Annotated in this window: 19 protein-coding genes and 4 tRNA genes; 10 read left to right on the plus strand and 13 right to left on the minus strand. The window is 70.4% G+C overall.

Annotated elements, in window-relative coordinates:
- Nucleotides 1-103: 103 nt before the first annotated feature.
- Nucleotides 104-1,573 (minus strand): phytoene desaturase family protein, encoded by a 1,470-nt coding sequence (locus tag ACT2CW_RS04850; protein ID WP_445515598.1) that lies wholly within the window; start codon nt 1,571-1,573, stop codon nt 104-106.
- 188 nt (nt 1,574-1,761) lie between these two features.
- On the opposite strand from ACT2CW_RS04850, the gene ACT2CW_RS04855 reads away from it, so the two are divergent.
- Nucleotides 1,762-2,682 carry a phosphoribosylaminoimidazolesuccinocarboxamide synthase gene (locus ACT2CW_RS04855; protein ID WP_445515599.1) on the plus strand — a complete coding sequence of 307 codons (921 nt, stop codon included), beginning with the start codon at nt 1,762-1,764 and terminating at the stop codon, nt 2,680-2,682.
- 74 nt (nt 2,683-2,756) lie between these two features.
- On the opposite strand, the gene ACT2CW_RS04860 is transcribed toward ACT2CW_RS04855, so the two are convergent.
- The 4 genes from ACT2CW_RS04860 to ACT2CW_RS04875 all read right to left on the minus strand — a co-directional run bounded on the left by ACT2CW_RS04860 (nt 2,757) and on the right by ACT2CW_RS04875 (nt 3,744).
- Nucleotides 2,757-2,829: transfer RNA gene (locus ACT2CW_RS04860), tRNA-Gly, on the minus strand.
- Between the two features lie 197 nt (nt 2,830-3,026).
- Nucleotides 3,027-3,102, minus strand: a tRNA-Gly gene (locus ACT2CW_RS04865).
- Nucleotides 3,103-3,183: 81 nt separating this feature from the next.
- Nucleotides 3,184-3,255, minus strand: a tRNA-Gly gene (locus ACT2CW_RS04870).
- 171 nt (nt 3,256-3,426) lie between these two features.
- A complete protein-coding gene (locus ACT2CW_RS04875; protein ID WP_037953281.1) occupies nt 3,427-3,744 on the minus strand; it encodes a histone-like nucleoid-structuring protein Lsr2 in 318 nt (105 codons plus the stop codon).
- A 296-nt stretch (nt 3,745-4,040) separates the two neighbouring features.
- On the opposite strand from ACT2CW_RS04875, the gene purS reads away from it, so the two are divergent.
- From purS to purL, 3 genes are read left to right on the plus strand one after another with little or no spacing between them, the layout of a single operon-like run.
- Complete coding sequence (gene purS, locus ACT2CW_RS04880; RefSeq protein ID WP_370467175.1) at nt 4,041-4,331, plus strand: phosphoribosylformylglycinamidine synthase subunit PurS; 291 nt, start codon at nt 4,041-4,043, stop codon at nt 4,329-4,331.
- Complete coding sequence (purQ, locus tag ACT2CW_RS04885; protein WP_138914623.1) at nt 4,328-5,008, plus strand: phosphoribosylformylglycinamidine synthase subunit PurQ; 681 nt, start codon at nt 4,328-4,330, stop codon at nt 5,006-5,008. Before purS ends, purQ begins: the two co-directional genes overlap by 4 nt.
- Nucleotides 5,005-7,254: a phosphoribosylformylglycinamidine synthase subunit PurL gene (purL, locus tag ACT2CW_RS04890; RefSeq protein WP_445515600.1), complete on the plus strand. Its 2,250-nt coding sequence runs from the start codon at nt 5,005-5,007 to the stop codon at nt 7,252-7,254. The genes purQ and purL overlap by 4 nt, the downstream gene beginning before the upstream one ends.
- A 120-nt stretch (nt 7,255-7,374) precedes the next feature.
- On the opposite strand, the gene ACT2CW_RS04895 is transcribed toward purL, so the two are convergent.
- On the minus strand, nt 7,375-7,773 hold the full coding sequence (locus ACT2CW_RS04895) for a nuclear transport factor 2 family protein (protein ID WP_445515691.1): 399 nt from the start codon (nt 7,771-7,773) through the stop codon (nt 7,375-7,377).
- A gap of 93 nt (nt 7,774-7,866) precedes the next feature.
- Between ACT2CW_RS04895 and ACT2CW_RS04900 the strand changes: the two genes are divergently transcribed.
- The 3 genes from ACT2CW_RS04900 (at nt 7,867) to purM (ending at nt 11,507) form a co-directional block, all read left to right on the plus strand.
- The gene (locus ACT2CW_RS04900) at nt 7,867-8,658 is read left to right on the plus strand and encodes a sterol carrier family protein (RefSeq protein WP_445515601.1); all 792 of its coding nucleotides are present in this window, start codon (nt 7,867-7,869) and stop codon (nt 8,656-8,658) included.
- A 178-nt stretch (nt 8,659-8,836) separates the two neighbouring features.
- Nucleotides 8,837-10,396, plus strand: coding sequence for an amidophosphoribosyltransferase (gene purF / locus ACT2CW_RS04905; RefSeq protein ID WP_164432620.1), 1,560 nt, complete (start codon nt 8,837-8,839; stop codon nt 10,394-10,396).
- A 43-nt stretch (nt 10,397-10,439) separates the two neighbouring features.
- The gene (gene purM, locus ACT2CW_RS04910) at nt 10,440-11,507 is read left to right on the plus strand and encodes a phosphoribosylformylglycinamidine cyclo-ligase (RefSeq protein WP_445515602.1); all 1,068 of its coding nucleotides are present in this window, start codon (nt 10,440-10,442) and stop codon (nt 11,505-11,507) included.
- A gap of 104 nt (nt 11,508-11,611) precedes the next feature.
- Here the strand turns inward: purM and ACT2CW_RS04915 are convergent, their stop codons facing one another.
- Together ACT2CW_RS04915 and ACT2CW_RS04920 are read right to left on the minus strand one after the other, a co-directional pair.
- On the minus strand, nt 11,612-11,866 hold the full coding sequence (locus ACT2CW_RS04915) for a DUF3073 domain-containing protein (protein WP_046086494.1): 255 nt from the start codon (nt 11,864-11,866) through the stop codon (nt 11,612-11,614).
- Nucleotides 11,867-12,324: 458 nt separating this feature from the next.
- Nucleotides 12,325-13,479 (minus strand): Leu/Phe/Val dehydrogenase, encoded by a 1,155-nt coding sequence (locus ACT2CW_RS04920; protein WP_445515603.1) that lies wholly within the window; start codon nt 13,477-13,479, stop codon nt 12,325-12,327.
- 176 nt (nt 13,480-13,655) lie between these two features.
- Between ACT2CW_RS04920 and ACT2CW_RS04925 the strand changes: the two genes are divergently transcribed.
- Complete coding sequence (locus ACT2CW_RS04925; RefSeq protein ID WP_445515604.1) at nt 13,656-14,492, plus strand: hypothetical protein; 837 nt, start codon at nt 13,656-13,658, stop codon at nt 14,490-14,492.
- 499 nt (nt 14,493-14,991) lie between these two features.
- A complete protein-coding gene (gene bldC / locus ACT2CW_RS04930; RefSeq protein WP_020869672.1) occupies nt 14,992-15,198 on the plus strand; it encodes a developmental transcriptional regulator BldC in 207 nt (68 codons plus the stop codon).
- Nucleotides 15,199-15,649: 451 nt separating this feature from the next.
- Here the strand turns inward: bldC and ACT2CW_RS04935 are convergent, their stop codons facing one another.
- From ACT2CW_RS04935 to hrpA, 3 genes are all read right to left on the minus strand, one after another.
- Complete coding sequence (locus ACT2CW_RS04935; RefSeq protein WP_138914617.1) at nt 15,650-15,862, minus strand: DUF6274 family protein; 213 nt, start codon at nt 15,860-15,862, stop codon at nt 15,650-15,652.
- Between the two features lie 119 nt (nt 15,863-15,981).
- Nucleotides 15,982-16,056: transfer RNA gene (locus ACT2CW_RS04940), tRNA-Asp, on the minus strand.
- Between the two features lie 122 nt (nt 16,057-16,178).
- A complete protein-coding gene (gene hrpA / locus ACT2CW_RS04945; RefSeq protein WP_445515605.1) occupies nt 16,179-20,105 on the minus strand; it encodes an ATP-dependent RNA helicase HrpA in 3,927 nt (1,308 codons plus the stop codon).
- A gap of 109 nt (nt 20,106-20,214) precedes the next feature.
- Here hrpA and ACT2CW_RS04950 point away from each other — a divergent pair, with 109 nt between their 5' ends.
- Complete coding sequence (locus tag ACT2CW_RS04950; protein ID WP_445515606.1) at nt 20,215-21,342, plus strand: ABC transporter permease; 1,128 nt, start codon at nt 20,215-20,217, stop codon at nt 21,340-21,342.
- 734 nt (nt 21,343-22,076) lie between these two features.
- On the opposite strand, the gene ACT2CW_RS04955 is transcribed toward ACT2CW_RS04950, so the two are convergent.
- Together ACT2CW_RS04955 and ACT2CW_RS04960 are read right to left on the minus strand one after the other, a co-directional pair.
- Complete coding sequence (locus tag ACT2CW_RS04955) at nt 22,077-23,168, minus strand: DUF1152 domain-containing protein (RefSeq protein ID WP_445515607.1); 1,092 nt, start codon at nt 23,166-23,168, stop codon at nt 22,077-22,079.
- Nucleotides 23,169-23,293: 125 nt separating this feature from the next.
- Nucleotides 23,294-24,076: an SDR family NAD(P)-dependent oxidoreductase gene (locus tag ACT2CW_RS04960; RefSeq protein ID WP_445515608.1), complete on the minus strand. Its 783-nt coding sequence runs from the start codon at nt 24,074-24,076 to the stop codon at nt 23,294-23,296.
- Nucleotides 24,077-24,098: the final 22 nt, after the last annotated feature.

A 24,098-nucleotide genomic window follows, 5' to 3' on the forward strand; every position in this document is an offset into this window, starting at 1 on the left:
GCCCCGCACCGCTACCAGGGGCCTGGGGCGGAGCCCCAGTTTCGGGAAGGGGCGGGGAGGGGAACAGCCCGCCGCAGGCGGCGCGATCCGTCGGGCGCACCCTCTACGGCACCGGGGCCAGGGACGGCGGCTTCCGGATGCCGAAACGGTGTCGTAGTGCCGACAGGGCCGCCAGGTAGCCGCACATCCCATGGACCCCTGGCCCCGGCGGAGTCGCCGAGGAGCAGAGGAAGAGGCCGGGCAGCGGAGTGCGGTACGGATCGAGGCGGGGTACCGGCCGGGCGAGGCTCTGCCGGATCGTCATCGCGCCCGACCCGATGTCCCCGCCCACGTCGTTGGGGTCGTAACGCTCCAGGTCCCGCCCCGACATCCCGCGCGCCGCGAGCACCGTATCGCCGAAGCCGGGGGCGTACGTCTCGATCCGGGAGCGGATGAGCTCCACCGGGTCGGTGTCGTCGCCGTTCGGCATGTGCGCGTAGGCCCACACCGGGCGCCTGCCGGGCCGGGCGCGCCCGGGGTCGGTGACGGCCGGGTCGACGAGCAGCACGAAGGGCGCCCGGCTGCGGACCCCGCGCGCGGTCCGGTTCTCCTCCCGGACCAGCTCGGCATGGGTGCCGCCCAGGTGGACGGTCCCGGCGCGGCCCACGGCGGGGTCGGCCCACGGGATCGGCTCGCTGACCAGGAAGTCGGCCTTGGCGGCGGCCGGGCCGTAGCGGAACCGCCGCAGCGCCCGGGCATAGCGGTCGGGCAGCGCGCGCCCGGCGATGTCCAGCAGCCCCGGGACGCCGGTGTCGAGCAGCACCGCGCGATACCCGTCCAGCTCACGGAGGTCGCCGATCGCGTGCCCGGTGTGGAAGGTGCCGCCGTGCGCGGTGATGTCGTCCACCATGGCCTCGGCGATCCGGGCGCTGCCGCCGCGCGGCAGCGGCCAGCCGGTCCCGTGGGCCAGATGCCCGAGCAGGGCCGCCACCGCACCGCCGGCCAGGCTGGGCAGTTCGCCCACGGCATGGGCGGCGACCCCGGTGAGCAGGGCGGGCGCCTCCTCACCGGCGAAGCGGGCGGCACCGAGCCGGGTGCCGTGCACCAGGATCCGGGGGGCCAGCAGCAGCGGCGCCGCCGGATCGCGGGGGAGGGCGCGCTGCCCGGAGAGGATGAAGTCGACCACGCCCTCGCTGTGCCGCACCAGCGGCGCCATCAGCCGCCGCCAGCGCTCCCCGTCCGGGCCGAGCCCGGCGCAGGTGGTCCCCAGATCGCGGTGGGCGAGCGCGGCGCGGCCGCCGTCCAGCGGGTGGCCGCCGTCCAGCGGATGGGCGTAGGAGACCTCGGGCGTCAGCAGTTCCACCCCGCGCGCGGCCAGGCCGAACTCGCGGAAGAAGCGGGAGGCGGGCGCCATGGGATGGACCGCCGAGCAGATGTCATGGACGATCTCCGGGTCGAAGAGCGACTGGGTGCGCAGCCCACCGCCGATGTCGGCGGCGGCCTCGTACACCACCACCCGCAGCCCGGCGCGGGCCAGGGTTACGGCGGCAGCGAGCCCGTTGGGCCCGCTGCCCACGATCGCCGCGTCGGCCATCCCGCACCTCCCCCTCCCCGCCGTCCTCAGCTGTGTTCTGCCCCACGAGTTCCTCGTACAACGTGTCCGAACCGGCCGGAAGCGGAACCCGGAGCGCCGCACCCCTGCGGCTCCGCGCCCCACCGCAGGTCGCCGCCGTTCAGTGCGGCAGAATCGAGAGGGCTTGGACAAAAACACCAGGAGGAAGCGTGTCCGGATTCGTTGAGAAGCCCGAGCCGGTCGAGGTTCCGGGCCTTCAGCACCTGCACACCGGCAAGGTGCGCGACCTCTACCGGAACGAGCGCGGTGAGCTCGTCATGGTCGCCAGCGACCGGATCTCCGCCTACGACTGGGTTCTGCCGACCGAGATCCCCGAGAAGGGCAAGATCCTCACCCAGCTCTCCCTCTGGTGGTTCGATCTGCTCGCCGACCTCGTCCCCAACCACGTCCTGTCCACCGAGCTGCCCGCCGGCGCCCCCGCCGACTGGGAGGGCCGGACCCTGGTGTGCCGGTCGCTGCGGATGGTCCCGGTCGAATGCGTGGCACGCGGCTATCTGACCGGCTCCGGCCTGGCCGAGTACCGCGACACCCGTACGGTGTGCGGAATCGCCCTCCCCGAGGGGCTGACCGACGGCTCCGAGCTGCCCTCCCCGATCTTCACCCCGGCCACCAAGGCCGAGGTCGGCGAGCACGACGAGAACGTGGCGTACGAGGAGGTGGCCCACCGCATCGGCGCCGAGCCCGCCGCCCAGCTGCGCCAGGCCACCCTCGCCGTCTACAACCGCGCCCGGGAGATCTCCCGCGCCCGGGGGATCATCCTCGCCGACACCAAGTTCGAGTTCGGCTACGCGGAGGCCACCCTGGGCGCGGAGAGCGCCGAGCCGGTGCTCGCCGACGAGGTGCTGACCCCGGACTCCTCCCGCTTCTGGCCCGCCGACCAGTGGGAGCCCGGCCACCCGCAGCCGTCCTTCGACAAGCAGTACGTCCGCGACTGGCTGACCTCCCCGGCCTCCGGCTGGGACCGCACCGGCGAGCAGCCGCCGCCCCCGCTCCCGGCGGAGGTCGTCGAGCGGACGCACGCGAAGTACGCGGAGGCTTACGAGCTGCTGACCGGCACCAGCTGGAAGTAGCGGGGGAGCCCGCCAAGGGGTGGAAGAACGACCAGGGGCCCCGGCCGATCGGCCGGGGCCCCTGCGTTTCCCTGAGCGGACGACGAGGCTCGAACTCGCGACCTCAACCTTGGCAAGGTTGCGCTCTACCAACTGAGCTACGTCCGCCTGCGCCGGACTCTTCCGGTTCGACGCGCCTCTACTATAACCAAACCCGCGACCGGTGAACTACCACCCCGGACCTCGAGCCCGCTCCGATACCGCCCCGATGTCGCCCCGGTGGGGCTCCGCGCGCGGCGGTGAAGCGGCCCGGAGCCGCACCAAAACGACTGAGGCGCCGATCGATTCGACCGGCGCCTCAGATCTGGAGCGGACGACGAGATTCGAACTCGCGACCCTCACCTTGGCAAGGTGATGCTCTACCAACTGAGCCACGTCCGCATGCCTCCGACCGGCTTTCACCGATCGGCGCGTGCATCACTCTACCTGATCCTCGTCAACACGAGGCCGGTAGACGATGAGAGCGGGTGACAGGGATCGCACACTGCGCCTCCCCCTTGGAAAGGGGGCGCTCTACTACTGAGCTACACCCGCATGGTGTCTTCCTCGGGGTTTCGGCCTTTCGGCCTCGCCCCTCGGCGTGCTCCAGACTTTAGCGGATCACCCGGGGTGGTGTGCAACTCGGCTGAACGGGGGGATGCCTCAGGCTGAACGCGGGTGCCTCGGGCTGGCTGAACGCGGGTGCCCCGGGCCGAACGGGTTGGCTCAGGCCGACTCGTCGAAGGCTTCGTAGACCTTCTTGGGGATCCGGCCCCGCGGAGGCACCTCCATGCCGTTCGACCGGGCCCAGGCGCGCACCGCGGCCGGGTCCGGGGCGACGGCGGTGCGGCGGTACGTCTTGCCCGAGCGGGCCCGCTTGCGGCCGGCCTCCACGTACGGCGCGAGAGCGTCGCGCAGTTTCGACGCATTGGCAGAGTTGAGGTCGATCTCGTACAACTTGCCGTCGAGTCCGAACGTGACCGTCTCTTCCGCTTCGCCTCCTTCGAGGTCGTCGGAGAGCGTGACTACTACGCGCTGCGCCACGGATATCGGTCCTTTCGGGCTGCATCGTTGCGTTGACGTGCAAAGATGTCAGCTGTCCAGTTGTGTCCAACAATGCTTTTTCATTTGTACAGTGACTGGCATTGCATTGTGAACCCCAGTAATTCCATCCGCGTGTCACGCCGTGATCGGGACCATACGTTTTTCCCCGACCTTTCCCCGCCAGTTGCCACCGACGATGCTTAAACGTGACCGAACCCTTGCATATCTACTCGCGTAGATTTTGGGCCGGGGTAGGCTTGGGCACCGCCTTACGCACCAGCACCACACCACCGGGAGTGCCAGTGGCACGCGTCGTAGTCGACGTCATGCTCAAGCCGGAGATCCTCGACCCCCAGGGCCAGGCGGTGCAGCGAGCACTGCCCCGCCTCGGTTTCGAGGGGATCGCCGACGTCCGCCAGGGCAAGCGCTTTGAACTCGAGGTGGAGGGCCCGGTCGATGACGCCGCCCTCGCCCGTATCCACCAGATCGCCGAGACCTTCCTGGCGAACACCGTGATCGAGGACTTTTCCGTGAAGGTCGAGGTCGGCGAGGGCGCCGACGCCACTGCCGTGAAGGCGGAGTCGTGACCGCACGCGTCGGAGTCATCACCTTCCCCGGCACGCTCGACGACCGCGACACCCAGCGCGCGGTCCGCGCCGCCGGGCTGGAGGCCGTGCCGCTGTGGCACCGCGACAAGGACCTCAAGCAGGTCGACGCGGTGATCCTGCCGGGCGGCTTCTCCTATGGCGACTATCTGCGGGCCGGGGCGATCTCCCGCTTCTCCCCGGTAATGGACTCGGTGATCGACCAGGCGAAGGCCGGTATGCCGGTGCTTGGCATCTGCAATGGCTTCCAGGTACTCACCGAGACCCATCTCCTGCCCGGTGCGATGCTGCGGAACAACCATCTGCACTTCATCTGCCGTGATCAGAAGTTGCGAGTGGAAAACGCGGAGACCGCCTGGACCCGCTCCTATGAGCGGGGTCAGGAGATCAACATCCCGCTGAAGAACATCGACGGCCGCTATGTCGCCGATGAGCGCGTCCTCGATGAACTCGAGGCCGAGGGACGCGTCGTCTTCCGCTATCAGGAGCTCAACCCCAACGGCTCGCTCCGCGACATCGCCGGTATCTGCAATCCGGCGGGCAATGTCGTCGGCCTCATGCCCCACCCCGAGCACGCCGTCGAACCGCTGATCGGCACCGGTCGCACCGACGGTCTCGGATTCTTCACCTCGATCCTCAAGAGGCTGGTCAGCGCATGACCCTGGACACCACCAAGCACGCGGCGCAGACCCCGGAGGCCGAGCAGCCCTGGGCCGAACTCGGTCTCAAGCAGGACGAGTACGAGCGCGTCCGCGCCATCCTGGGCCGCCGCCCCACCGGCGCCGAGCTCGCGATGTACTCCGTCATGTGGTCCGAGCACTGCTCGTACAAGTCGAGCAAGGTCCACTTGCGGCAGTTCGGTGAGAAGGCCCCCGAGAGCGACGCCCTGCTCGTCGGCATCGGTGAGAACGCGGGTGTGGTCGACGTCGGCCAGGGCTACGCGGTCACCTTCAAGGTCGAGTCGCACAACCACCCCTCGTACATCGAGCCCTACCAGGGCGCGGCCACCGGCGTCGGCGGCATCGTCCGCGACATCCTCGCCATGGGGGCCCGCCCGGTGGCCGTGATGGACCCGCTGCGCTTCGGCGCCGCCGACCACCCCGACACCAAGCGGGTGCTGCCCGGTGTGGTCGCGGGCATCGGCGGCTACGGCAACTGCCTGGGCCTGCCCAACATCGGCGGCGAGGTCGTCTTCGACCCCTGCTACCAGGGCAACCCGCTGGTCAACGCGTTGTGCGTGGGTGTGATGAAGCATGAGGACATCCACCTCGCCAAGGCGTCGGGCACCGGCAACAAGGTGATCCTCTACGGCGCCCGCACCGGCGGCGACGGCATCGGCGGCGTCTCCGTGCTGGCGTCGGAAACCTTCGACGATTCGAAGCCCACCAAGCGCCCCGCCGTCCAGGTCGGCGATCCCTTCCAGGAGAAGCTGCTCATCGAGTGCACCCTGGAGGTCTTCAAGGAGGACCTGGTCGAGGGCATTCAGGACCTCGGCGGCGCTGGCCTGTCCTGCGCCACCAGCGAGCTCGCCAGCGCCGGCTCCGGCGGCATGCGGGTCGAGCTCGACACCGTGCCGCTGCGCGACTCCTCGCTCTCCCCCGAGGAGATCCTGATGAGCGAGTCGCAGGAGCGCATGTGCGCGATCGTGAAGCCCGAGAAGGTCGACCGCTTCCTGGAGATCTGCGAGAAGTGGGACGTCATCGCCACCGTCATCGGTGAGGTCACCGACGGCGAGCGGCTGGAGATCTACTGGCACGGCGAGCAGATCGTGGACGTCCCGCCGCGCACCGTCGCCCACGAGGGCCCGGTCTACGAGCGCCCCTACGCCCGCCCCGAGTGGCAGGACGCGCTCCAGGCCGACGACGCGGGCAAGCTGCCGCGCCCGGCCACGGCCGAGGAGCTGCGCGAGCAGGTCCTCAAGGTGATCGGCTCCCCGAACCAGTCGTCCAAGTCCTGGATCACGGACCAGTACGACCGCTTCGTGCAGGGCAACACGGTGCTCGCCCAGCCCGAGGACTCCGGAATGGTCCGGGTGGACGAGGAGACGGGCCTGGGCGTGGCCGTCGCCACGGACGGTAACGGCCGCTACGCCAAGCTGGACCCGTACGCGGGGGCGCAGCTCGCGCTCGCCGAGTCGTACCGCAATGTGGCCGCGTCCGGCGCCAAGCCGCTGGCCATCTCCAACTGCCTCAACTTCGGTTCGCCGGAGGACCCCGCGGTCATGTGGCAGTTCGCGGAGGCCACCCGCGGTCTCGCGGACGGCTGTCTGACCCTGGGCACCCCGGTCACCGGCGGCAATGTGTCGCTGTACAACCAGACCGGGGAGGTGGCCATCCACCCGACGCCGGTCGTCGCCGTCCTCGGCGTGATCGACGATGTGGCCCGCCGCACCCCGATCGCCTTCGCGGAGGAGGGCCAGCTGCTCTATCTGCTGGGTGACACCGCGGAGGAGCTGGGCGGTTCGGCCTGGTCCCAGGTGATCCACGACCACCTGGGCGGACTGCCGCCCAAGGTGGACCTGGAGCGGGAGCGGCTGCTGGCCGAGATCCTGATCTCGGCCTCGCGCGACGGCATGGTGGACGCGGCCCACGACCTGTCCGACGGCGGTCTGATCCAGGCGCTCGCCGAGTCGTGTCTGCGCGGGGGCAAGGGCGCCCGGATCGTCGTCCCCGACGGTCTGGACCCCTTCGTCCTGCTGTTCTCCGAGTCCGCGGGCCGGGCGATCGTCGCCGTACCGCGCAGCGAGGAGGTCCGCTTCAGCGACATGTGCGGGGCCCGGGGGCTTCCGGCGGCCCGTATCGGCGTGGTCGACGGCGACGCGATCGACGTCCAGGGGCAGTTCTCCATCCCGCTGGCCGAGCTGCGGGAGTCGTACGAGGCGACGATCCCGGGTCTGCTGGCCTGAGGACCGGCCTGAGCCTGAGGTCCGGCCCGAGCCCGAGAACCGGCCTGAGAACGCATGCCGTACGGCCCGCCCCCTGTCGTCAGGGAGCGGGCCGTACGGTCCGTTCGGGCCTGGTGGGGCTCACTTCCCCCAGAAGGCGTTGGTGGCGTCGATGTCCTCGACGCACTGGTCGATGTCGCTGATCTTCCCGCCGACGATGGTGAAGAACAGCCCGGTCTTCATGTCCAGCGTGCGGTTGCCGCGCTCGGCGCGGATGTGGTGGGTGGAGATCACATGACCGCGCCCGTCGGGCATCACCGTCTCCAGGTCGGCCCGCAGCGTGCCACCGGTCTCCTCGAACTCGGTGCGGTACAGCCGCATGCACGCGTCCCGGCCCTTGTGGTGTCCGGAGATCACGTTGTCACCGGGCACATGCTGCATGGCGTCCGCCGTCAGCAGCGTGGAGAGGGTGTCCAGGTCGCCCTGCTGGAACGCGGTGCATGCACGGCGCACCACGGCGGCATCGGGGTGTTCGCCCATGGTCATTCACGCCTTTCGTCCTGATTGCTACCTCTCTATCCCCTTCTCTCCATCCTCCGTCCGTCCCATGGGGCTGTCGATAGGCTCGGCGCCATGCCGCCTCGTGCCCGTGCCCGCAGCTATGACCCCGCCAAGACCAGGACCGCCGTGGTCGCACAGCTACGGCAGGTGCGGAAGGCGGTCGAGGGGCTGGACGAGACCGCCCTGGACGCCCCCACCCGGCTCGGCGACTGGACGGTCCGGGAGCTGATCGCGCACCTGGCGATGGCCGTGACGTCCGTCGTACGGCTCCTGGAGCGGCCCGCGCCGCCCGCGCGCGAGGTCGTCACCGTCACCGGCTGGGCGTCGGCGGTGGCCGGGCACTCGGGGGCGATCGACGACGACACCCGCGCTCTCGCGGCGGAGGCGAAACCGGGCGAGCTGCTGGAACGCGCCGAGACCCGGTTCGCCGAGGTGGCCGCCGTCGCGCCCGCCGACCGGCTGCTGGCCGCCCGCGTCGGGGCGATGCGGCTGGACGACTACCTGGTCACCCGCTGTGTGGAGCTCGTGGTCCACGCCGACGATCTGGCGGCCGCCACCGGCGTCCCCGTGCCCCACGACCGCCAGGCGCTGGCCACCGCCACCCGCGTGCTCGCCGACGCGCTCGCGGCGAAGGCGCCCGGCGGCTCGGTCGAGGTCCGGATCCCGCCGTTCGCCGTGATCCAGTGCGTCGAGGGCCCCCGGCACACCCGCGGCACCCCGCCGAACGTCGTCGAGACCGATCCGCCGACCTGGATCCGCCTCGCCACGGGCCGTCTGACCTGGGCGGATGCCCTGGAGGCCGGGCCGCTGACCGCGAGCGGCGACCGCGCCGACCTCTCCGCCCACCTCCCCGTGCTCGGCTGACCGGCCCGAGATGTGATCCTCGCCTCGAACGGGCGTCTCCGGCCCCGGCGGTGCCCAGGTCGGGCCCGGGTCCCGGGGGTCCGGAGCTGGTGGGGAGCGGGTGCGGAGAATGTGACTTACGCCCTCCTGACGGGTCCCTCGTTCGGAGGCACCGCTGAACTGGCCTAGACTCGATGACGTGCCACGTGGTGACGGACGACTCAGCCACGACCTGCTCCCCGGTGAGAAGGGCCCCCAGGACGCTTGCGGCGTCTTCGGAGTCTGGGCACCGGGTGAAGAGGTCGCCAAACTCACCTATTTCGGGCTGTATGCACTGCAACACCGCGGACAGGAGTCCGCGGGCATCGCGGTGAGCAACGGCTCCCAGATTCTCGTCTTCAAGGACATGGGCCTGGTCTCTCAGGTCTTCGACGAGACCTCCCTCGGCTCCCTCACGGGCCATATCGCGGTCGGTCACGCCCGCTACTCCACCACCGGAGCCTCGGTGTGGGAGAACGCGCAGCCGACGTTCCGGGCCACCGCCCACGGCTCGATCGCGCTGGGCCACAACGGGAACCTGGTCAACACCGCCGAGCTGGCGGAGCTGGTCGCGGCCCTGCCCCGCGACGGCGGCCGGGCCACCCAGGTGGCGGCCACCAACGACACCGACCTGGTCACCGCGCTGCTCGCGGGCCAGGTGGACGAGGACGGCAAGCCGCTCACCGTCGAGCAGGCGGCCCCCATCGTCCTGCCCAAGGTCAAGGGCGCTTTCAGCCTCGTCTACATGGACGAGCACACGCTGTACGCGGCCCGCGACCCCCAGGGCATCCGCCCGCTGGTCCTCGGCCGCCTCGAGCGCGGCTGGGTGGTGGCCTCCGAGACCGCCGCCCTGGACATCGTGGGCGCGTCCTTCATCCGTGAGATCGAGCCCGGCGAGATGGTCGCCATCGACGAGAACGGGCTGCGCTCCACCACCTTCGCCGAGGCCCGCCCCAAGGGCTGTGTCTTCGAGTACGTGTACCTGGCCCGCCCCGACACCGACATCGCGGGACGGAATGTGTACCTCTCCCGGGTCGAGATGGGCCGCCGGCTGGCCAAGGAGGCCCCGGCCGAGGCCGACCTGGTCATAGCGACGCCGGAGTCCGGCACCCCGGCCGCCGTCGGCTACGCCGAGGCCAGCGGGATTCCGTACGGCTCCGGGCTGGTCAAGAACAGCTATGTGGGCCGGACCTTCATCCAGCCCTCGCAGACCATCCGGCAGCTCGGCATCCGGCTCAAGCTGAACCCCCTCAAGGAGGTCATCCGGGGCAAGCGCCTGGTGGTCGTCGACGACTCGATCGTCCGCGGCAACACCCAGCGCGCCCTGGTGCGGATGCTCCGCGAGGCGGGGGCCGCCGAGGTCCACATCCGGATCTCGTCCCCGCCGATCAAGTGGCCGTGCTTCTTCGGCATAGATTTCGCCACCCGCGCCGAGCTGATCGCCAACGGTCTCTCGGTCGAGGAGATCGGCAAGTCGCTGGGCGCCGACTCGCTGGCGTACATCTCCACCGACGGCATGATCGAGGCGACCACGATCGCCAAGCCGAATCTGTGCCGTGCCTGCTTCGACGGTGAGTACCCGATGGACCTGCCGGATCCGGAGCTGCTGGGCAAGCACCTCCTGGAGTCGGAAACCCAGGCCCCGAGCAGCGGTGACGCCGACGGTGTGACGACGCTGACCGCCGGTGTCGGCGGCGGCGACGCCCTGCGCCGTCCCTGAGCGCCGCCTGCCCGTCATCCCCGATACGAAAGATCTCAACGTCATGTCCGAGTCCGGGTCCACCTACGCCGCCGCGGGCGTCGACATCGAGGCGGGCGACCGCGCCGTCGAGCTGATGAAGGAGTGGGTCAAGAAGGCGAGCCGGCCCGAGGTCGTGGGCGGCCTCGGCGGTTTCGCCGGGCTCTTCGACGCCTCCGCGCTGGCCCGCTACCAGCGTCCGCTGCTTGCCTCCGCCACCGATGGGGTCGGCACCAAGGTGGACATCGCCCGGCGGATGGGCGTGTACGACACCATCGGCCGCGACCTGGTCGGCATGGTCGTGGACGACCTGGTGGTCTGCGGTGCCGAGCCGCTGTTCATGACCGACTACATCTGCGTCGGCAAGGTCTACCCGGAGCGCGTCGCCGCCATCGTCAAGGGCATCGCCGAGGGCTGCACCCTCGCGGGCTGCGCCCTGGTGGGCGGCGAGACCGCCGAGCACCCGGGGCTGCTGGGCGCGGATGACTTCGATGTCGCCGGGGCCGGTACGGGCGTGGTCGAGGCCGATCGGGTGCTGGGCGCGGATCGTATCCGAACGGGTGATGCGGTGATCGCCATGGCATCGTCCGGACTTCACTCGAACGGGTACTCACTCGTCCGCCATGTGCTCTTCGACCGGGCCGGCTGGGCGCTGGACCGCGAGGTGCCGGAGCTCGGCCGGACGCTGGGGGAGGAGCTGCTGGAGCCCACCCGGATCTACTCGCTGGACTGCCTGGCCCTCACCCGCACCACCGAGGTGCACGCCTTCTCGCACATCACCGGCGGCGGGCTCGCCAACAACCTCGCACGGGTCATCCCCGAGGGACTGCGCGCGGTCGTGGACCGCTCGACCTGGGCCCCCGGCGCGATCTTCCAGCTGGTCGGCGAGGCCGGCTCGGTCGAGCGCCTGGAGCTGGAGAAGACCCTCAACATGGGCGTCGGCATGATGGCGGTGGTCCCGGCCGACTCCGTGGATGTGGCGCTCACCACGCTCGCCGACCGCGGTGTCGAGGCCTGGGTCGGCGGAGAGATCACCGAGCGCACGGCAGGGGACGCCGAGGCGGTGACGCTGACCGGTGACCATGCGGGCTGAGACGGCCGCGCCGGGTGCGCGGACAGCACAGAAGCCGGCCCGAGGCGGGTGCCCCGGACCGGTGGAGGTGTGCGGCGATAAGCCGAGCGCCTTGAACGAGTGGTTCAGGCGCGGCGACGCTGCGGGGACGGATCCGACTGTTCGTCGTCCTCGTCCTCATCGTCGTTGTACAGATCCGCGTACTGTGCGTACGGGTCGTCGTCCAGCTCATCGTCCTCGAACCGCTCGCCATTCGGCGGCTGGTTCGATGTCGATGCGCCCAGCTCCTCGGCCAGGCGTGAGAGATCCGTCCCACCGCTGTTGTACTTCAGCTGGCGGGCGACCTTCGTCTGCTTGGCCTTGGCCCGGCCGCGCCCCATGGCTCGACCCCCTCAACGACGGGGCTCGACGGCCCCAGAGTCTTGACACGCGTTCACGTTCATAAATCAGAGCGGACTCCCAGAAGAGAGACCGGTCCGTAGGGCTTCAACGGTACCTGCTTCTGTGGCCATACGGTACGTCGCCCACACGACGTGCCACGAGGCAGAACCCGCGAGGAGCCCGTTCCTCGCTGGTCAGCTGCGATTTTAACGTGTCTTGTGCGCCGACCCGCCGACGGGTCGTGAGGGATCTCTCCCCGATGGCCCCCAGGGGGCTCTCACGTCCCCCGTACGGCGGCCTCCGGCAAGAGCCCCGCACGGCCCGTCCGCGCGCCTCACACCACTCCTCAGACGCTCTCAGGCGCTTCCCAAGGCCCTCGGGCGGCCCCATGGCGCGTGCCCGCGGCATCTGCCACGGGCCTGCCACGGGTCTGCCACGGGTCTGCCACGGGCACGGCTCAGGCGTCGTGGCCCTCCGCCATCCGGTGCTCGGCCAGCCGGTCGGCGGCCGCGGCGGGCGGGATGCCGTCGGTCTGTGCCCGATCGAATATGGCCAACGTCGTGTCGAAGATCTTCGCCGCCTTGGCCTTGGCCCGGTCGAAGTCGAACCCGTGCAGCTCATCGGCCACCTGGATGACACCACCGGCGTTCACCACGTAGTCCGGCGCGTAGAGGATGCCGCGGCCGTCCAGGTCCTTCTCGACGCCCGGGTGGGCCAGCTGGTTGTTGGCCGCGCCGCACACCACCTTCGCGGTCAGGACGGGCACCGTGGCGTCGTTCAGGGCGCCACCGAGCGCGCACGGGGCGTAGACGTCCAGGTCGGCGCGGATCAGCGCCTCGGTGTCCCGGACCGCCTGGACGCGGGGGTGGCGGGCCAGCACGCGGTCCACCGACTCGGTGCGCACATCCGTGACCACGACCTCGGCGCCGTCCTCCAGCAGGTGCTCCACCAGGTGGTGGCCGACCTTGCCGACCCCCGCGATGCCGACCCTGCGGCCGCGCAGCGTGGGCGCGCCCCAGGATGCCTGGGCGCTCGCCCGCATCCCCTGGAAGACGCCGAAGGCGGTCAGCACCGAGGAGTCACCGGCGCCGCCGCATTCGGGGGAGCGGCCGGTGGTCCAGGGGCACTCGCGGGCGACGACGTCCATGTCGGCCACATAGGTGCCCACGTCGCAGGCGGTGACGTAGCGACCGCCCAGGGAGGCCACGAAGCGGCCGTAGGCGAGCAGCAGCTTCTCGGTCTTGATCTCCTCGGGGTCGCCGAGGATCACCGCCTTGCCGCCACCGTGGTCGAGCCCGGCGAGCGCGTTCTTGTAGGACATGCCGCGGGCGAGGTTGAGCGCGTCGAGGAGCGCCGCTTCTTCGGGGTGCTCCTCGGAGGCGTAGGCGTGGAAGCGGGTGCCGCCGAGGGCCGGGCCCAGAGCGGTGGAGTGGATCGCGATGACGGCCTTGAGGCCGCTCTCCCGGTCCTGGCAGAGCAGCACCTGCTCATGCCCGCCGAGATCGGAGCGGAACAGTGTCGAAAGCGGTGAGAGAGGGTTCGGCACGCGACTCTCCGTCGGACCGTCGGCGCTGACGGTGTGACGTACGTCGGTCACGGTGGTGACTCCCATAGGTCGGGGTAGACGCCCTCCTGGCTGGTGGGGAGGGCCGTGGGCAAGAGGGTAAGCCCTGGGGCCCCAGGGGATCGGCCATGTCCCCGACGAGTCCGTATGCCGGGCATGGGACGATGCCGTCAGGTGGGGGTAAGGGAGCCCCTGGCGGTGGTCTCAGCCTTGAGGGAGCGCGTGTGACCTTGGCGTCTTCGGTGATTGTCCCGTACGCGGCGTATCTCCGGGTCTATGAGCCACTGGCAGCGTTCCCGGAGCCGGAGAGATCGCACTGGGCGCGGTATGCCAAGCGCGACGACCTGCCGGGTGCGCAGGACGAGCTGCGCCGCTCGCTCGCGGACCTGCTGCCGGTCCCCCCGGTGGCGGTCCCGGTGCACGAGAGCGCGGACGCCTTCGTGGCGCTCGTGGACGGCGTCACCTGCGTCTGCCCGTGGCGTACCCGGCTGAGGGGCTGGCTGGCCCTGGAGGAGCTGCCGGAGCGCCTTCCCGGGCCCCTTCTGGACGCGGCCCTGCCCCCGGTGGTGCGCCGGCAGGCGGTGGCCGACTTCGAGCGGTGGCTGGAGCGCAACCCGGACGCCCGGCCGTGGATCCGCTCGGCCACCTGGCATGTGCCGGTGCGCTGGTTCGTGCTCTTCGGGGACGAGGAGCGCGAGTTCACCAAGGGTGACGACGGTCTCATCCTCCGCTACCGCACCCCAATGGTCCAGGCCAGGCGCCGGGTGGCGCGTGGGCTTAAGGTGCTCAAGGAGGCCCTCGGGGAAGGGCCGCTGATCGACGGGCTGGTGGACGTCGGCCGGTGGCTCGAGGAGTTCCACCCCCGGTCGCTGGTCGAGCTGGACTACGGCGGTCTGGTGCACGCGCTGCCGGCCGGGCAGCTGGAGGACGACCACTCGGCCGCGGATGTGGCGGAGGGCCTGGCGGCGCTGCGCGACGGGGACGGGGAGCGCGCGGGCGTCGCGTACGAGCGGTTGGCCGACCGCTGGAGCGTGGTCCGCGGGCGGCAGAACGCGAGCTGAGCGCCCGGCCGGGCGGGCTCCGGGCGACCGGTTGAGCGGTCCACCGGAACAGAGGGGACGTAGGTCCCTATCCGGGCCATTGCCTCAATCGTGACCTAAAGCACTGACTTCGGGCCTTGCGGTAATCACCCATCCTCGTGTCAAAATAGGACAAGGAGTCCGGGAGGGGCTCCTTCCGCCCAACTATGGGCGGATTCATCGGTATTGCACTCCTTGACGGATCTGGTGACCCCTGATCCTGTTGTGACTGATCGTCACGGCCGTGTGACAGTCCGTTATGGCATGGTCCATCGGCTTCCGTCGAGGTTGGTCACCTGAGAGGGCAATTCCATCGGTTTGGCCGACGGGGCTGGACAGATGGTGTAGTTGTAGTGCCGAGGACAAGCCGTTCGTCCTATAACCGACTCGGCCCGCGTCCGCCATTTCGGGCAACGTGGGTCAAGGTGCAGAATTTAGAGGAAAGAACCGTGATGGTTCGGTTCTCCCGAGGAGGCCGCTCATGACCGCTCGCACCCCTGATGCCGAGCCGCTGCTGACCCCGGCTGAGGTTGCCACGATGTTCCGCGTGGACCCGAAGACGGTCACTCGCTGGGCGAAGGCAGGCAAGCTCACGTCGATCCGCACGCTCGGAGGGCATCGGCGCTACCGCGAAGCGGAGGTCCGTGCTCTTCTTGCGGGCATCCCGCAGCAGCGCAGCGAGGGCTGAACAACCGCATAACCGGGCATTTCCGGGCCCCCCAGCCCGGCTTTCGCCTGTATGGCTCCACCACGACGGGTGCCTGCCCCAACAGGCCCTCCACCGCTCGACATGGGTGCGTCGTTGATCGCGCCGGACTCCGCCGGGTCCGGCGCGATCTTTTTATGCCCTGGGGAGGTCTTCCGGAGGATGCCTCCGGGGGTCTTCAAGTGCCTCTGGAAGCGCAATCGTTCGGGGTGTGCGGGGTGGTCCGCAAGGGGCTCGAGGAAGCCTCGCGGAGCGCTTTCGGGGGGCTCGGGAGGGTCACGGACAGAGGGTGCAATTGCACATATTAAATTGACCTGTGGTGAGCGGGGTGTAAGTTCCCTCACTCCGGAAACTCATTCGGTGACTCCCGTCACACTTCCCAACCCTTGCCCTGCGCCCAGTGGTTGCGCTAAAGAACAACTGCGGTAAGGGCTTACCGAGTTGACGGTGGCGCGGCCGCCGTCGTCTCCTCGCGCTCCTCGTGTTCGGCCCCGTCACCCGCCTCGTCGGCCGCCGAATGCTCCATCGCCAGCCGCAGCAGGCGATGGCAGATCGGGCAGTGCCGGGTGAAGTGGCGGTTGCCCGCGGCGGCCGCCAGATGGGCGCGCAGCAGCGCCCTGGTCTCATGCTTCGCGGACGTCGTCATACGCCGCACCTCCCGCGCACCCCCGCGCACACCTTTTAGTTTGGGTACCTCTGTGTGTGGTGTGCCGTCAAGACGCGGAAGGCCCGGATCCATGATGGGATCCGGGCCTTCCGGGTAAGCGGTCCTGACGGGATTTGAACCCGCGGCCTCCACCTTGACAGGGTGGCGAGCACTCCAAACTGCTCCACAGGACCAACAGTGACGCTTGCGGCTCCGCCGCCGTGCGCTGCGATGCAGACTCTACAGCAGGTCAGGGGGTGCGGTCGAACTCGCGCCCGGCGGGGCCCCGGCGGGCCGCCGGAGCCCCGCGGCACCCTTACGGTGCCGCCGCGTCGATGGCCTTCACGATGCGCTTGTCGGACACCGGATAGGCCGTACCGAGGGCGTGCGCGAAGTAGCTGACCCGCAGCTCCTCGATCATCCAGCGGATCTCCAGCGCCTCCTGGGGCACCGGGCGCCCCGGCCGGAACTGCTCCAGCAGCCACGCGTACTCGTCCCGCATCTCCCGCACCTTCGCCATCCGGGCGCGGTCCCGCTCGGCGTTGCCCGGAAGCTGCTGGAGCCGCCGGTCCACGGCCACCAGATAGCGCATGAGGTCCGGAAGCCGCCGTACGCCGTGGGCGGTCACGAAACCCGGCGTGATGAGCTCCGAGAGCTGCTCCCTGATGTCCGTGAGCGACGGCAGCAGTACCGGGCTCCTGGTGGCCTTCAGCCGCCGCTCGCACGACTGCCAGGCCGCCAGCACCTCCTGGACCTTGCGCACGGTCTCCAGCGTGGCGTCCATGATGTCGCTGCGGACGGCGTCGAAGAGCTTGCCGAACGATTCCTCGTCCCAGGCCGGGCCGCCACGGGCCGCGATCAGCCGGTCCGCCGCCGCGGCCACGCAGTCGTCGAACAGCGCCTGCACACTGCCGTGCGGGCTGCTGGAGAGCGCCAGCTTGGCCTGGTTGGAGAGCTTGCCCTGGACGAACTTGGCCGGGTTGGACGGGAGCTGGAGCAGGATCAGCCGGCGCGTCCCCCGCCACATCGCCTCCCGCTGCTCGGCCTCGGTGTCGAAGAGCCGTACGGCCACCGACGCGCCCTCGTCGACGAGCGCCGGATACGCCTTGACCGGCTGGCCGCCGCGGCGCGTCTCGAAGGTGCGCGGCAGCGTGCCGACCGTCCACCGGGTCAGCCCGCCGCGCTGCTCGATCCCCACGGCCTCCTTGGAGGACTCGAACGCCTTGGAGATCGCGGCCCGCGTCTTGGGCCGCAGCCGCTGCCGCAGCGTCTCCAGGTCCTTGTCCTCGGCCAGCTTGCGGCGCCGCTCGTCCACCACCCGGAAGGTGATCTTCAGATGGTCGGGGACCTTCGCCAGGTCCCAGTCCTCCGGCTCGATCCGCACGCCCACCATCCGCTGGAGCTCCCGCCCCAGCGCGGTCGTCAGCGGCTCCTGGAGGGGGACAGCGCTTTCCAGGAAGCGCCTGGCGTAGTTGGGCGCCGGGACGTAGTGCCGGCGGACCGGCTTGGGCAGCGAGCGGATCAGCTCGGTGACCAGATCCTCGCGCAGCCCCGGGATCTGCCAGTCGAAGCCGTCCGCAGTGACCTGGTTGAGCACCTGGAGCGGGATGTGGACGGTCACCCCGTCCGCGTCCGCCCCCGGCTCGAACTGGTAGGTCACCTTGAACTTGAGCTTCCCCTGGCGCCAGGAGTCCGGATACGCGTCCTTGGTGACGCCCTGCGCCCGCTCGTTGATGAGCATCGACTTCTCGAAGTTGAGAAGCTCCGGCTCCTCGCGCCGCTTGTGCTTCCACCAGGAGTCGAAGTGGGCGCCGGAGACCACATGCTCGGGGATCCGCTGGTCGTAGAAGTCGAAGAGCGTCTCGTCGTCCACGAGGATGTCGCGGCGCCGGGCGCGGTGCTCCAGCTCCTCGACCTCGCCCAGCAGCTTGCGGTTGTCGTGGAAGAACTGGTGGTGGGTGCGCCAGTCGCCCTCCACCAGGGCGTTCCGGATGAACAGGTCGCGGCTGGTCTCGGGGTCGATCCGGCCGTAGTTGACCTTCCGCTGGGCGACGATCGGCACCCCGTAGAGCGTCACCCGCTCATACGCCATCACCGCGGCCTGTTTCTGCTCCCAATGCGGCTCGCTGTAGGTGCGCTTGACCAGGTGCTGGGCGAGCGGCTCGATCCACTCGGGCTCGATCTTCGCGTTGACCCGCGCCCACAGCCTGGACGTCTCCACCAGCTCCGCCGACATCACCCAGCGCGGCGGCTTCTTGAACAGCGCCGAGCCGGGGAAGACCGCGAACTTGGCGCTGCGCGCGCCCACGTACTCGTTCTTCTCGGTGTCCTTCAGGCCCACATGGGAGAGCAGCCCCGCCAGCAGCGAGGTGTGGATGTGGTCGGGCGCCGCGTCCTGCTCGGACATGTGGATGTCCATGGTCTTGGCCACCGTGCGCAGCTGGCTGTAGATGTCCTGCCATTCGCGTATGCGCAGGTAGTTGAGGTACTCATTGCGGCACATCCGGCGGAAGGCGGAGGAGGACAGCTCCTTCTGCCGCTCCCGGACGTACTTCCACAGATTGAGGAAGGCCAGGAAGTCGCTGGACTCGTCCTTGAAGCGGGCGTGCTGCTGGTCCGCCTGCTGCTGCTTGTCCGAGGGGCGCTCGCGCGGGTCCTGGATGGACAGCGCCGCCGCGATCACCATGACCTCGCGGACACAGCCGTTGCGATCCGCCTCCAGCACCATCCGGGCCAGCCGCGGGTCCACCGGCAGCTGGGCCAGCTTCCGGCCGACCTGGGTGAGCCGCTTGCGCGGGTCCTTCTGCTTGCTGTCCAGGGCGTGCAGCTCCTCCAGGAGCTGGACGCCGTCCTTGATGTTGCGGCGGTCCGGCGGGTCGATGAAGGGGAACTTCTCGATGTCGCCGAGGCCGGCGGCGGTCATCTGGAGGATGACGGAGGCCAGGTTGGTCCGCAGGATCTCGGCGTCGGTGAACTCCGGGCGGGTGACGAAGTCGTCCTCGGAGTACAGCCGGATACAGATGCCGTCGCTGGTCCGGCCGCAGCGGCCCTTGCGCTGATTGGCGCTGGCCTGCGAGATCGGCTCGATGGGCAGCCGCTGGACCTTGGTGCGATGGCTGTAGCGGGAGATCCGGGCGGTGCCCGGGTCGATCACATAGCGGATGCCGGGGACGGTCAGCGAGGTCTCCGCCACGTTCGTCGCCAGCACGATCCGGCGGCCGGTGTGTCTCTGGAAGACCCGGTGCTGCTCGGCGTGCGACAGCCGCGCGTACAGCGGCAGCACCTCGGTGGATCTCAGCTGCTTCTTGTTCAGCGCGTCGGCCGTGTCCCGGATCTCCCGCTCGCCGGAGAGGAAGACCAGGATGTCGCCGGGGCCCTCGGCCTGGAGCTCGTCGACCGCGTCGCAGATCGCGGTGATCTGGTCGCGGTCGCTGTCCTCGCCGCCCTCCTCGAGCAGCGGGCGGTAGCGCACCTCGACCGGATAGGTACGCCCGCTGACCTCGACGATCGGCGCGTCGCCGAAATGGCGGGAGAAGCGCTCGGGGTCGATGGTGGCGGAGGTGATCACGACCTTGAGGTCGGGGCGGCGGGGCAGCAGCTGGGCCAGATAGCCGAGCAGGAAGTCGATGTTGAGGCTGCGCTCATGGGCCTCGTCGATGATGATCGTGTCGTACTGGCGCAGCTCGCGGTCGGTCTGGATCTCGGCGAGCAGAATGCCGTCGGTCATCAGCTTGACGTGGGTGTCCTTGCCCACCTGGTCGGTGAAGCGGACCTTCCAGCCGACGGACTCGCCGAGCGGCGAGCGCATCTCCTCGGCGATGCGCTCGGCCACGGTGCGGGCCGCGATCCGGCGTGGCTGCGTATGGCCGATGAGGCCCTTGACGCCGCGCCCCAGCTCCAGACAGATCTTCGGAATCTGGGTGGTCTTCCCGGAGCCGGTCTCACCCGCGACGATCACCACCTGGTGATCCCGGACGGCCTCGAGGATCGCGTCCTTCTTCTGGCTGACCGGCAGCTCTTCCGGATAGGTGATGGCCGGCACCGCGGCGCGGCGGTCCGCGACCCGCAGCTCGGCACGCGTCATCTCCTCGGCGATCTCGCCGAGCACGGCCGCACGGGCCTCGGGTTTACGGATCCGGCGCGCACCGTCGAGCCGGCGTCCCAGCCGCTGCTGGTCGCGCAGCATCAGCTCGGGCAGCCGCTCCAGCAGGGCGGGCAGGGCGGGGGCAGGCGTGGTGGACATACGGACCCCAGGATCTCACCTCCGGAAAACGGCTGGCGAACCATTTCCGCCCGCGCCGCGTTGCGCGATATGTGCGATATGTATGGGCTCGTCGCTTTAGCGTGATCTCATGGCCGATGACCAGGCGCAGCACCCCGAGCCCGAGCCCGACCCCGACCCCGACCCCGAGCCCGAGCCCGAGCCCGAGCCCGAGCCCGACCCCGAGCCCGAACGCGGATCACCGCGATGGGGGTGGGCGGCCTTCAAGCGGTCCCCCTTCTTCCCCGCGACCGTCATCGTGCTGATCATCTCCGCGGGGGCCGGGCTCTTCGCGGGCTCGTACACCTACGCCTTCGCGAACCCCACCCCCCGGAACGTCCCCACCGCCGTCGTGACCCCCGACCACGGCGCCGCCCAGCTGAACCGGTTCCTCGCCGGGATGGAGCAGGCCCTCAACGCCTCCCTACGGCTGCATCCCTACCCCAGCTACGCCAAGGCCCGCTGGTCCCTGGAGGAGCAGCGGGTCTTCGCGGTCCTCCAGGTGCGCGGCCGCGGCGTACGGATGGACGTCGCGAGCGCGGCCGGGGCGACCGTCGCCCAGGTGCTCGGCCAGGCCGCGGGCAAGGTCGGCCGGGTCTCCGGGGTGCCGGTCACGGTCAAGGACGTGAAACCGCTGCAACCCGGCGATCCGCGCGGCCTCGCGGTCTTCTACATCTCCCTGGCCGCCACGATCATCGGCTTCCTCGGCGCCATCCAGCTCAGCGTGAACGCCGCCGAGCTCAACCCGGCCGAGCGGATCGCCTTCATGATCGCGTACGCCCTGCTCGGCGGGTTCACCATCGCGGTGATCGTCGACCAGGGGCTGGGCGCGCTCCGGCTCCCCTTCCCGGAGTCCTGGGCGATCCTGGCGCTGACGATGTTCACCTCGGGGCTGGTGTTCTCCATGTTCAACGTCCTCTTCGGGCGCTGGGCGCTCATCCCCACCTGGGGCCTGATGGTGCTCCTCGGCAACCCTTCCTCCGGCGGCGCCGTCTCCTGGCCCCTGCTCCCCTCCCTCCTCGGCGCCGTCGGCCGCTGGCTCCCGCCGGGCGCCTCGGTCAACGCCCAGCACACCGCGATCTACTTCCGCGCCCACCAGCACGCCTTTCCGTTCCTGGTGCTGGTGGCCTGGTGTCTGCTCTCCGCCGTGGTCTTCTGGACCTGGCGCCACCGCCACCCGGGTGGCCGCCCACCGAGGGCGACACCGACGCGGTGCTGAGGGAGGTGAGGGACCGCCCGACGGTTGGCGCCGCTTGCGGCGGGCTGTCCCCCTCCCCGCCCCTCCCCAAAACCGGGGCTCCGCCCCAGCCCCCGGACCGGGGGTGTGGCCCGGCCTCCGGGCTGGGGTTCGGCCTTAGCCTCGGGGCTGGGGTTCTGGCTCGGCCTCCGGGCTGGGGGTGTGGCCCCAGCCCCCTGTCTGGGGCTCTGCCCCAGCCCCGGGCCGGGGTTCTGGCCTGGCCTCTGTCCGGGGTTCGCCTCAACCCCCGGGACGGGGCTCTGGCCCTGCTTCCCGTCCGGAGCTGTGGCCCAGCCCCCGGCCCGGGGTTCTGGCTCAGCCCCCGGCGCCAGCGGTGTGGCCCCAGCCCCCCGTCCGGGGCTCCGCCCCCGCCGGGCCCCGGGCTGGGGGGCGGAGCCTTCCCGTGGCATCGGTATGCGGCTCCGCCGCGTGACAGGGGTCTGCCCCAGGCCTCGGGGTCCAGGGGCGAAGCCCCTGGTATCGGGAAGGGGCGGGGAGGGGAAAGACACCCGCCGGCCCACGGGCCCACGGACACACGCGCACAACGAAAAAGTCCCTCCCCCACAATCAGGGGAGGGACTTCTCTACAGAGCGCCGAGCAGGCCTTGCACCTACATCCCTCGTTTGGAGACGAGTATCTTTCCTTAGACGACCGACGCATCAACTCCCGCCCTCCGGGGCGGCGTTGCGAGATCAACTATACCCCATCCGGGGGATCACAGCCGCCACAGCGGAGCGTCGTACCGCTCGGGCTGAGTCCCGATCAGCAGGGCCCGCAGATCCGCGCGCTGAACCCCGCTCAGCCCGAGGACCTCCGTAAGACGGCGGAACGTAGTGTGGCTGACCCCGCGAGCGCGGGCCTCCTCCGCGAAGCGGGCAACCCCGGCGAGTACGGCCCTGGGCTGGAACGGACCCTCGGGCACCGCCCCGAATCGCGCGGCCTTCTCCCGTTCGTAGTCGATCTCCGAGTAGCCGCAGATCTCCCGGCAGTGCCGCTCGGCCTCGGCGAGTCCGGTCGTATCGGCGATGGCCCCGGCCAGCCGGTTCCGCCGGAACGCGGTGTCGAGATCCGCCTCATGGATCACGGCCCCGCCGTCCGTCAGGGGAATGGTGAGCCCCGCGTCCCGCACCTCGCACAGCCCGCGTACCCCCCGCGCCGCAGCCGTGAGCATGCCGGTGGCCTCCGACGGATGCCACTCCATGACGGGCCCGATGGGCGCGACATCGTAGGCAGTCAGCGTATGGACCACCCGCTCCAGCCGCTCGTGCAGCGCCTCCACCGGAATCTCCCCGTCCAGCCCGGGCCCGGCGACCAGCAGCCGGATCTCGGCGTTCACCTGCGCACACGCGGCGAGCGACAGCGCGTCCCCGAGCGGGCTCCGCAGCGTCGGCTCATCGCCGTGCGCGAGGATGTCGCCGCCCACGTCCAGCAGGTCGATGGACGCCGGGGCCAGATGCTCGATCAGCTCCTCCAACTGCCGGACCATGCCCTCCACCCCGTGGTGGGGGTCGAGCAGGGCGAAGGTGTGCGGCAGCTCGGCGGCCAGACGGGGCAGTGTGGACCCGGCCGGCGCCACGGGCTTCGCGTCCTCGGGCACGGCGTACACGCTCGGCGTCAGCGCCCGCAGACCGGTGAAGTCGGCCGCCGCCCGGGGCCCGGGGACGGGGTCGACGAGCAGCCGGTCCCAGGCGTACGTCAGGACCACCGCCTGGTCATCGCCCGTCCCGCGCCCGTACAGAGCCCGGTCGAGCACCGCGGCGGCCACGGCGTCCCCGCCTCCTCCGCCCGCCACGATCAGCCGCGTCATCCGCCCAGCGTACGGCGGGAACGGACAATTCCGTCGTACGAGACGCGGCGGTGGTACGAGACGCGGCGACCGTACGAGATGCCGCGGCCGTACGAACGCGACGGCCGCACGAGACGCCGCGATCGTCAGTGCGCGGTGAGCCCACCGTCGACCACAAGCTCCGAACCGGTGACGAAAGACGACTCGTCGCTCGCGAGGAAGAGCATCGCCGGTGCGATCTCGCCCGCCCGTCCCGCGCGGGCCATCGGCGTCCGCACGATGTCCGGCTGCCGGTCGCCCTGCTCGTCCAGGAGGTCCTGGATCATCGGAGTGGCGATCACCCCCGGATGCACTGAGTTGACCCGGACGTTGTCGCGCGCGTACTCGACCGCCGCAGTCTTCGACAGCAGCCGGACCGCGCCCTTCGACGCCTGGTACGCGGCCGCCGCACCGCTGCCCACCAGCCCCAGCACCGAGGATGTGTTGATCACCGACCCCCTGCCGCTCGCGCGCAGCAGCGGCATGGCCGCCTTCATCCCCAGCCAGGTGCCCTTCTGGTTCACCTCGATCACGCGGTCCCAGGACGCCTCATCGGTGCCCTCGATGCCCGGCCAGTCCAGGATCCCGGCGATGTTGACCAGCACGTCCAGGCGGCCGAAGCGCTCCCGTACGGTGGCGATCACATCGCCCCACGCCTCCGCCGAGGAGACGTCGAGAACGGCCGAGGCCACCTCGCTGCCGCCGCGCCCCTCGATCCGCTCCTCGACCCGTACCTCGATCCGTTCCTCCAGAGCCTTCAGGGGCTCCGGGGCCACATCGGTGAGGAGCAGCCGTGCTCCCTCCCGCGCGAAGAGTTCGGCGGTCGCCGCGCCGATCCCTCCCGTCGCTCCGGTGATCAGGGCGACTTTGCCGTGCAGACGTCCAGACATGGGTGCTCCGTTCCTCGTCCCG

Source organism: Streptomyces sp. NEAU-174 (genome assembly GCF_052665095.1).

What these genes read in the sequence shown, in the direction of transcription:
- ACT2CW_RS04850 (WP_445515598.1), bottom strand. Translation starts at nt 1,573, where the DNA reads ATGGCCGACGCGGCGATCGTGGGCAGCGGGCCCAACGGGCTCGCTGCC.
- purL (WP_445515600.1), top strand. Translation starts at nt 5,005, where the DNA reads ATGACCCTGGACACCACCAAGCACGCGGCGCAGACCCCGGAGGCCGAG.
- ACT2CW_RS04895 (WP_445515691.1), bottom strand. Translation starts at nt 7,773, where the DNA reads ATGGGCGAACACCCCGATGCCGCCGTGGTGCGCCGTGCATGCACCGCG.
- ACT2CW_RS04900 (WP_445515601.1), top strand. Translation starts at nt 7,867, where the DNA reads ATGCCGCCTCGTGCCCGTGCCCGCAGCTATGACCCCGCCAAGACCAGG.
- purM (WP_445515602.1), top strand. Translation starts at nt 10,440, where the DNA reads ATGTCCGAGTCCGGGTCCACCTACGCCGCCGCGGGCGTCGACATCGAG.
- ACT2CW_RS04915 (WP_046086494.1), bottom strand. Translation starts at nt 11,866, where the DNA reads ATGGGGCGCGGCCGGGCCAAGGCCAAGCAGACGAAGGTCGCCCGCCAG.
- ACT2CW_RS04920 (WP_445515603.1), bottom strand. Translation starts at nt 13,479, where the DNA reads ATGGGAGTCACCACCGTGACCGACGTACGTCACACCGTCAGCGCCGAC.
- bldC (WP_020869672.1), top strand. Translation starts at nt 14,992, where the DNA reads ATGACCGCTCGCACCCCTGATGCCGAGCCGCTGCTGACCCCGGCTGAG.
- ACT2CW_RS04935 (WP_138914617.1), bottom strand. Translation starts at nt 15,862, where the DNA reads ATGACGACGTCCGCGAAGCATGAGACCAGGGCGCTGCTGCGCGCCCAT.
- hrpA (WP_445515605.1), bottom strand. Translation starts at nt 20,105, where the DNA reads ATGTCCACCACGCCTGCCCCCGCCCTGCCCGCCCTGCTGGAGCGGCTG.
- ACT2CW_RS04950 (WP_445515606.1), top strand. Translation starts at nt 20,215, where the DNA reads ATGGCCGATGACCAGGCGCAGCACCCCGAGCCCGAGCCCGACCCCGAC.
- ACT2CW_RS04955 (WP_445515607.1), bottom strand. Translation starts at nt 23,168, where the DNA reads ATGACGCGGCTGATCGTGGCGGGCGGAGGAGGCGGGGACGCCGTGGCC.
- ACT2CW_RS04960 (WP_445515608.1), bottom strand. Translation starts at nt 24,076, where the DNA reads ATGTCTGGACGTCTGCACGGCAAAGTCGCCCTGATCACCGGAGCGACG.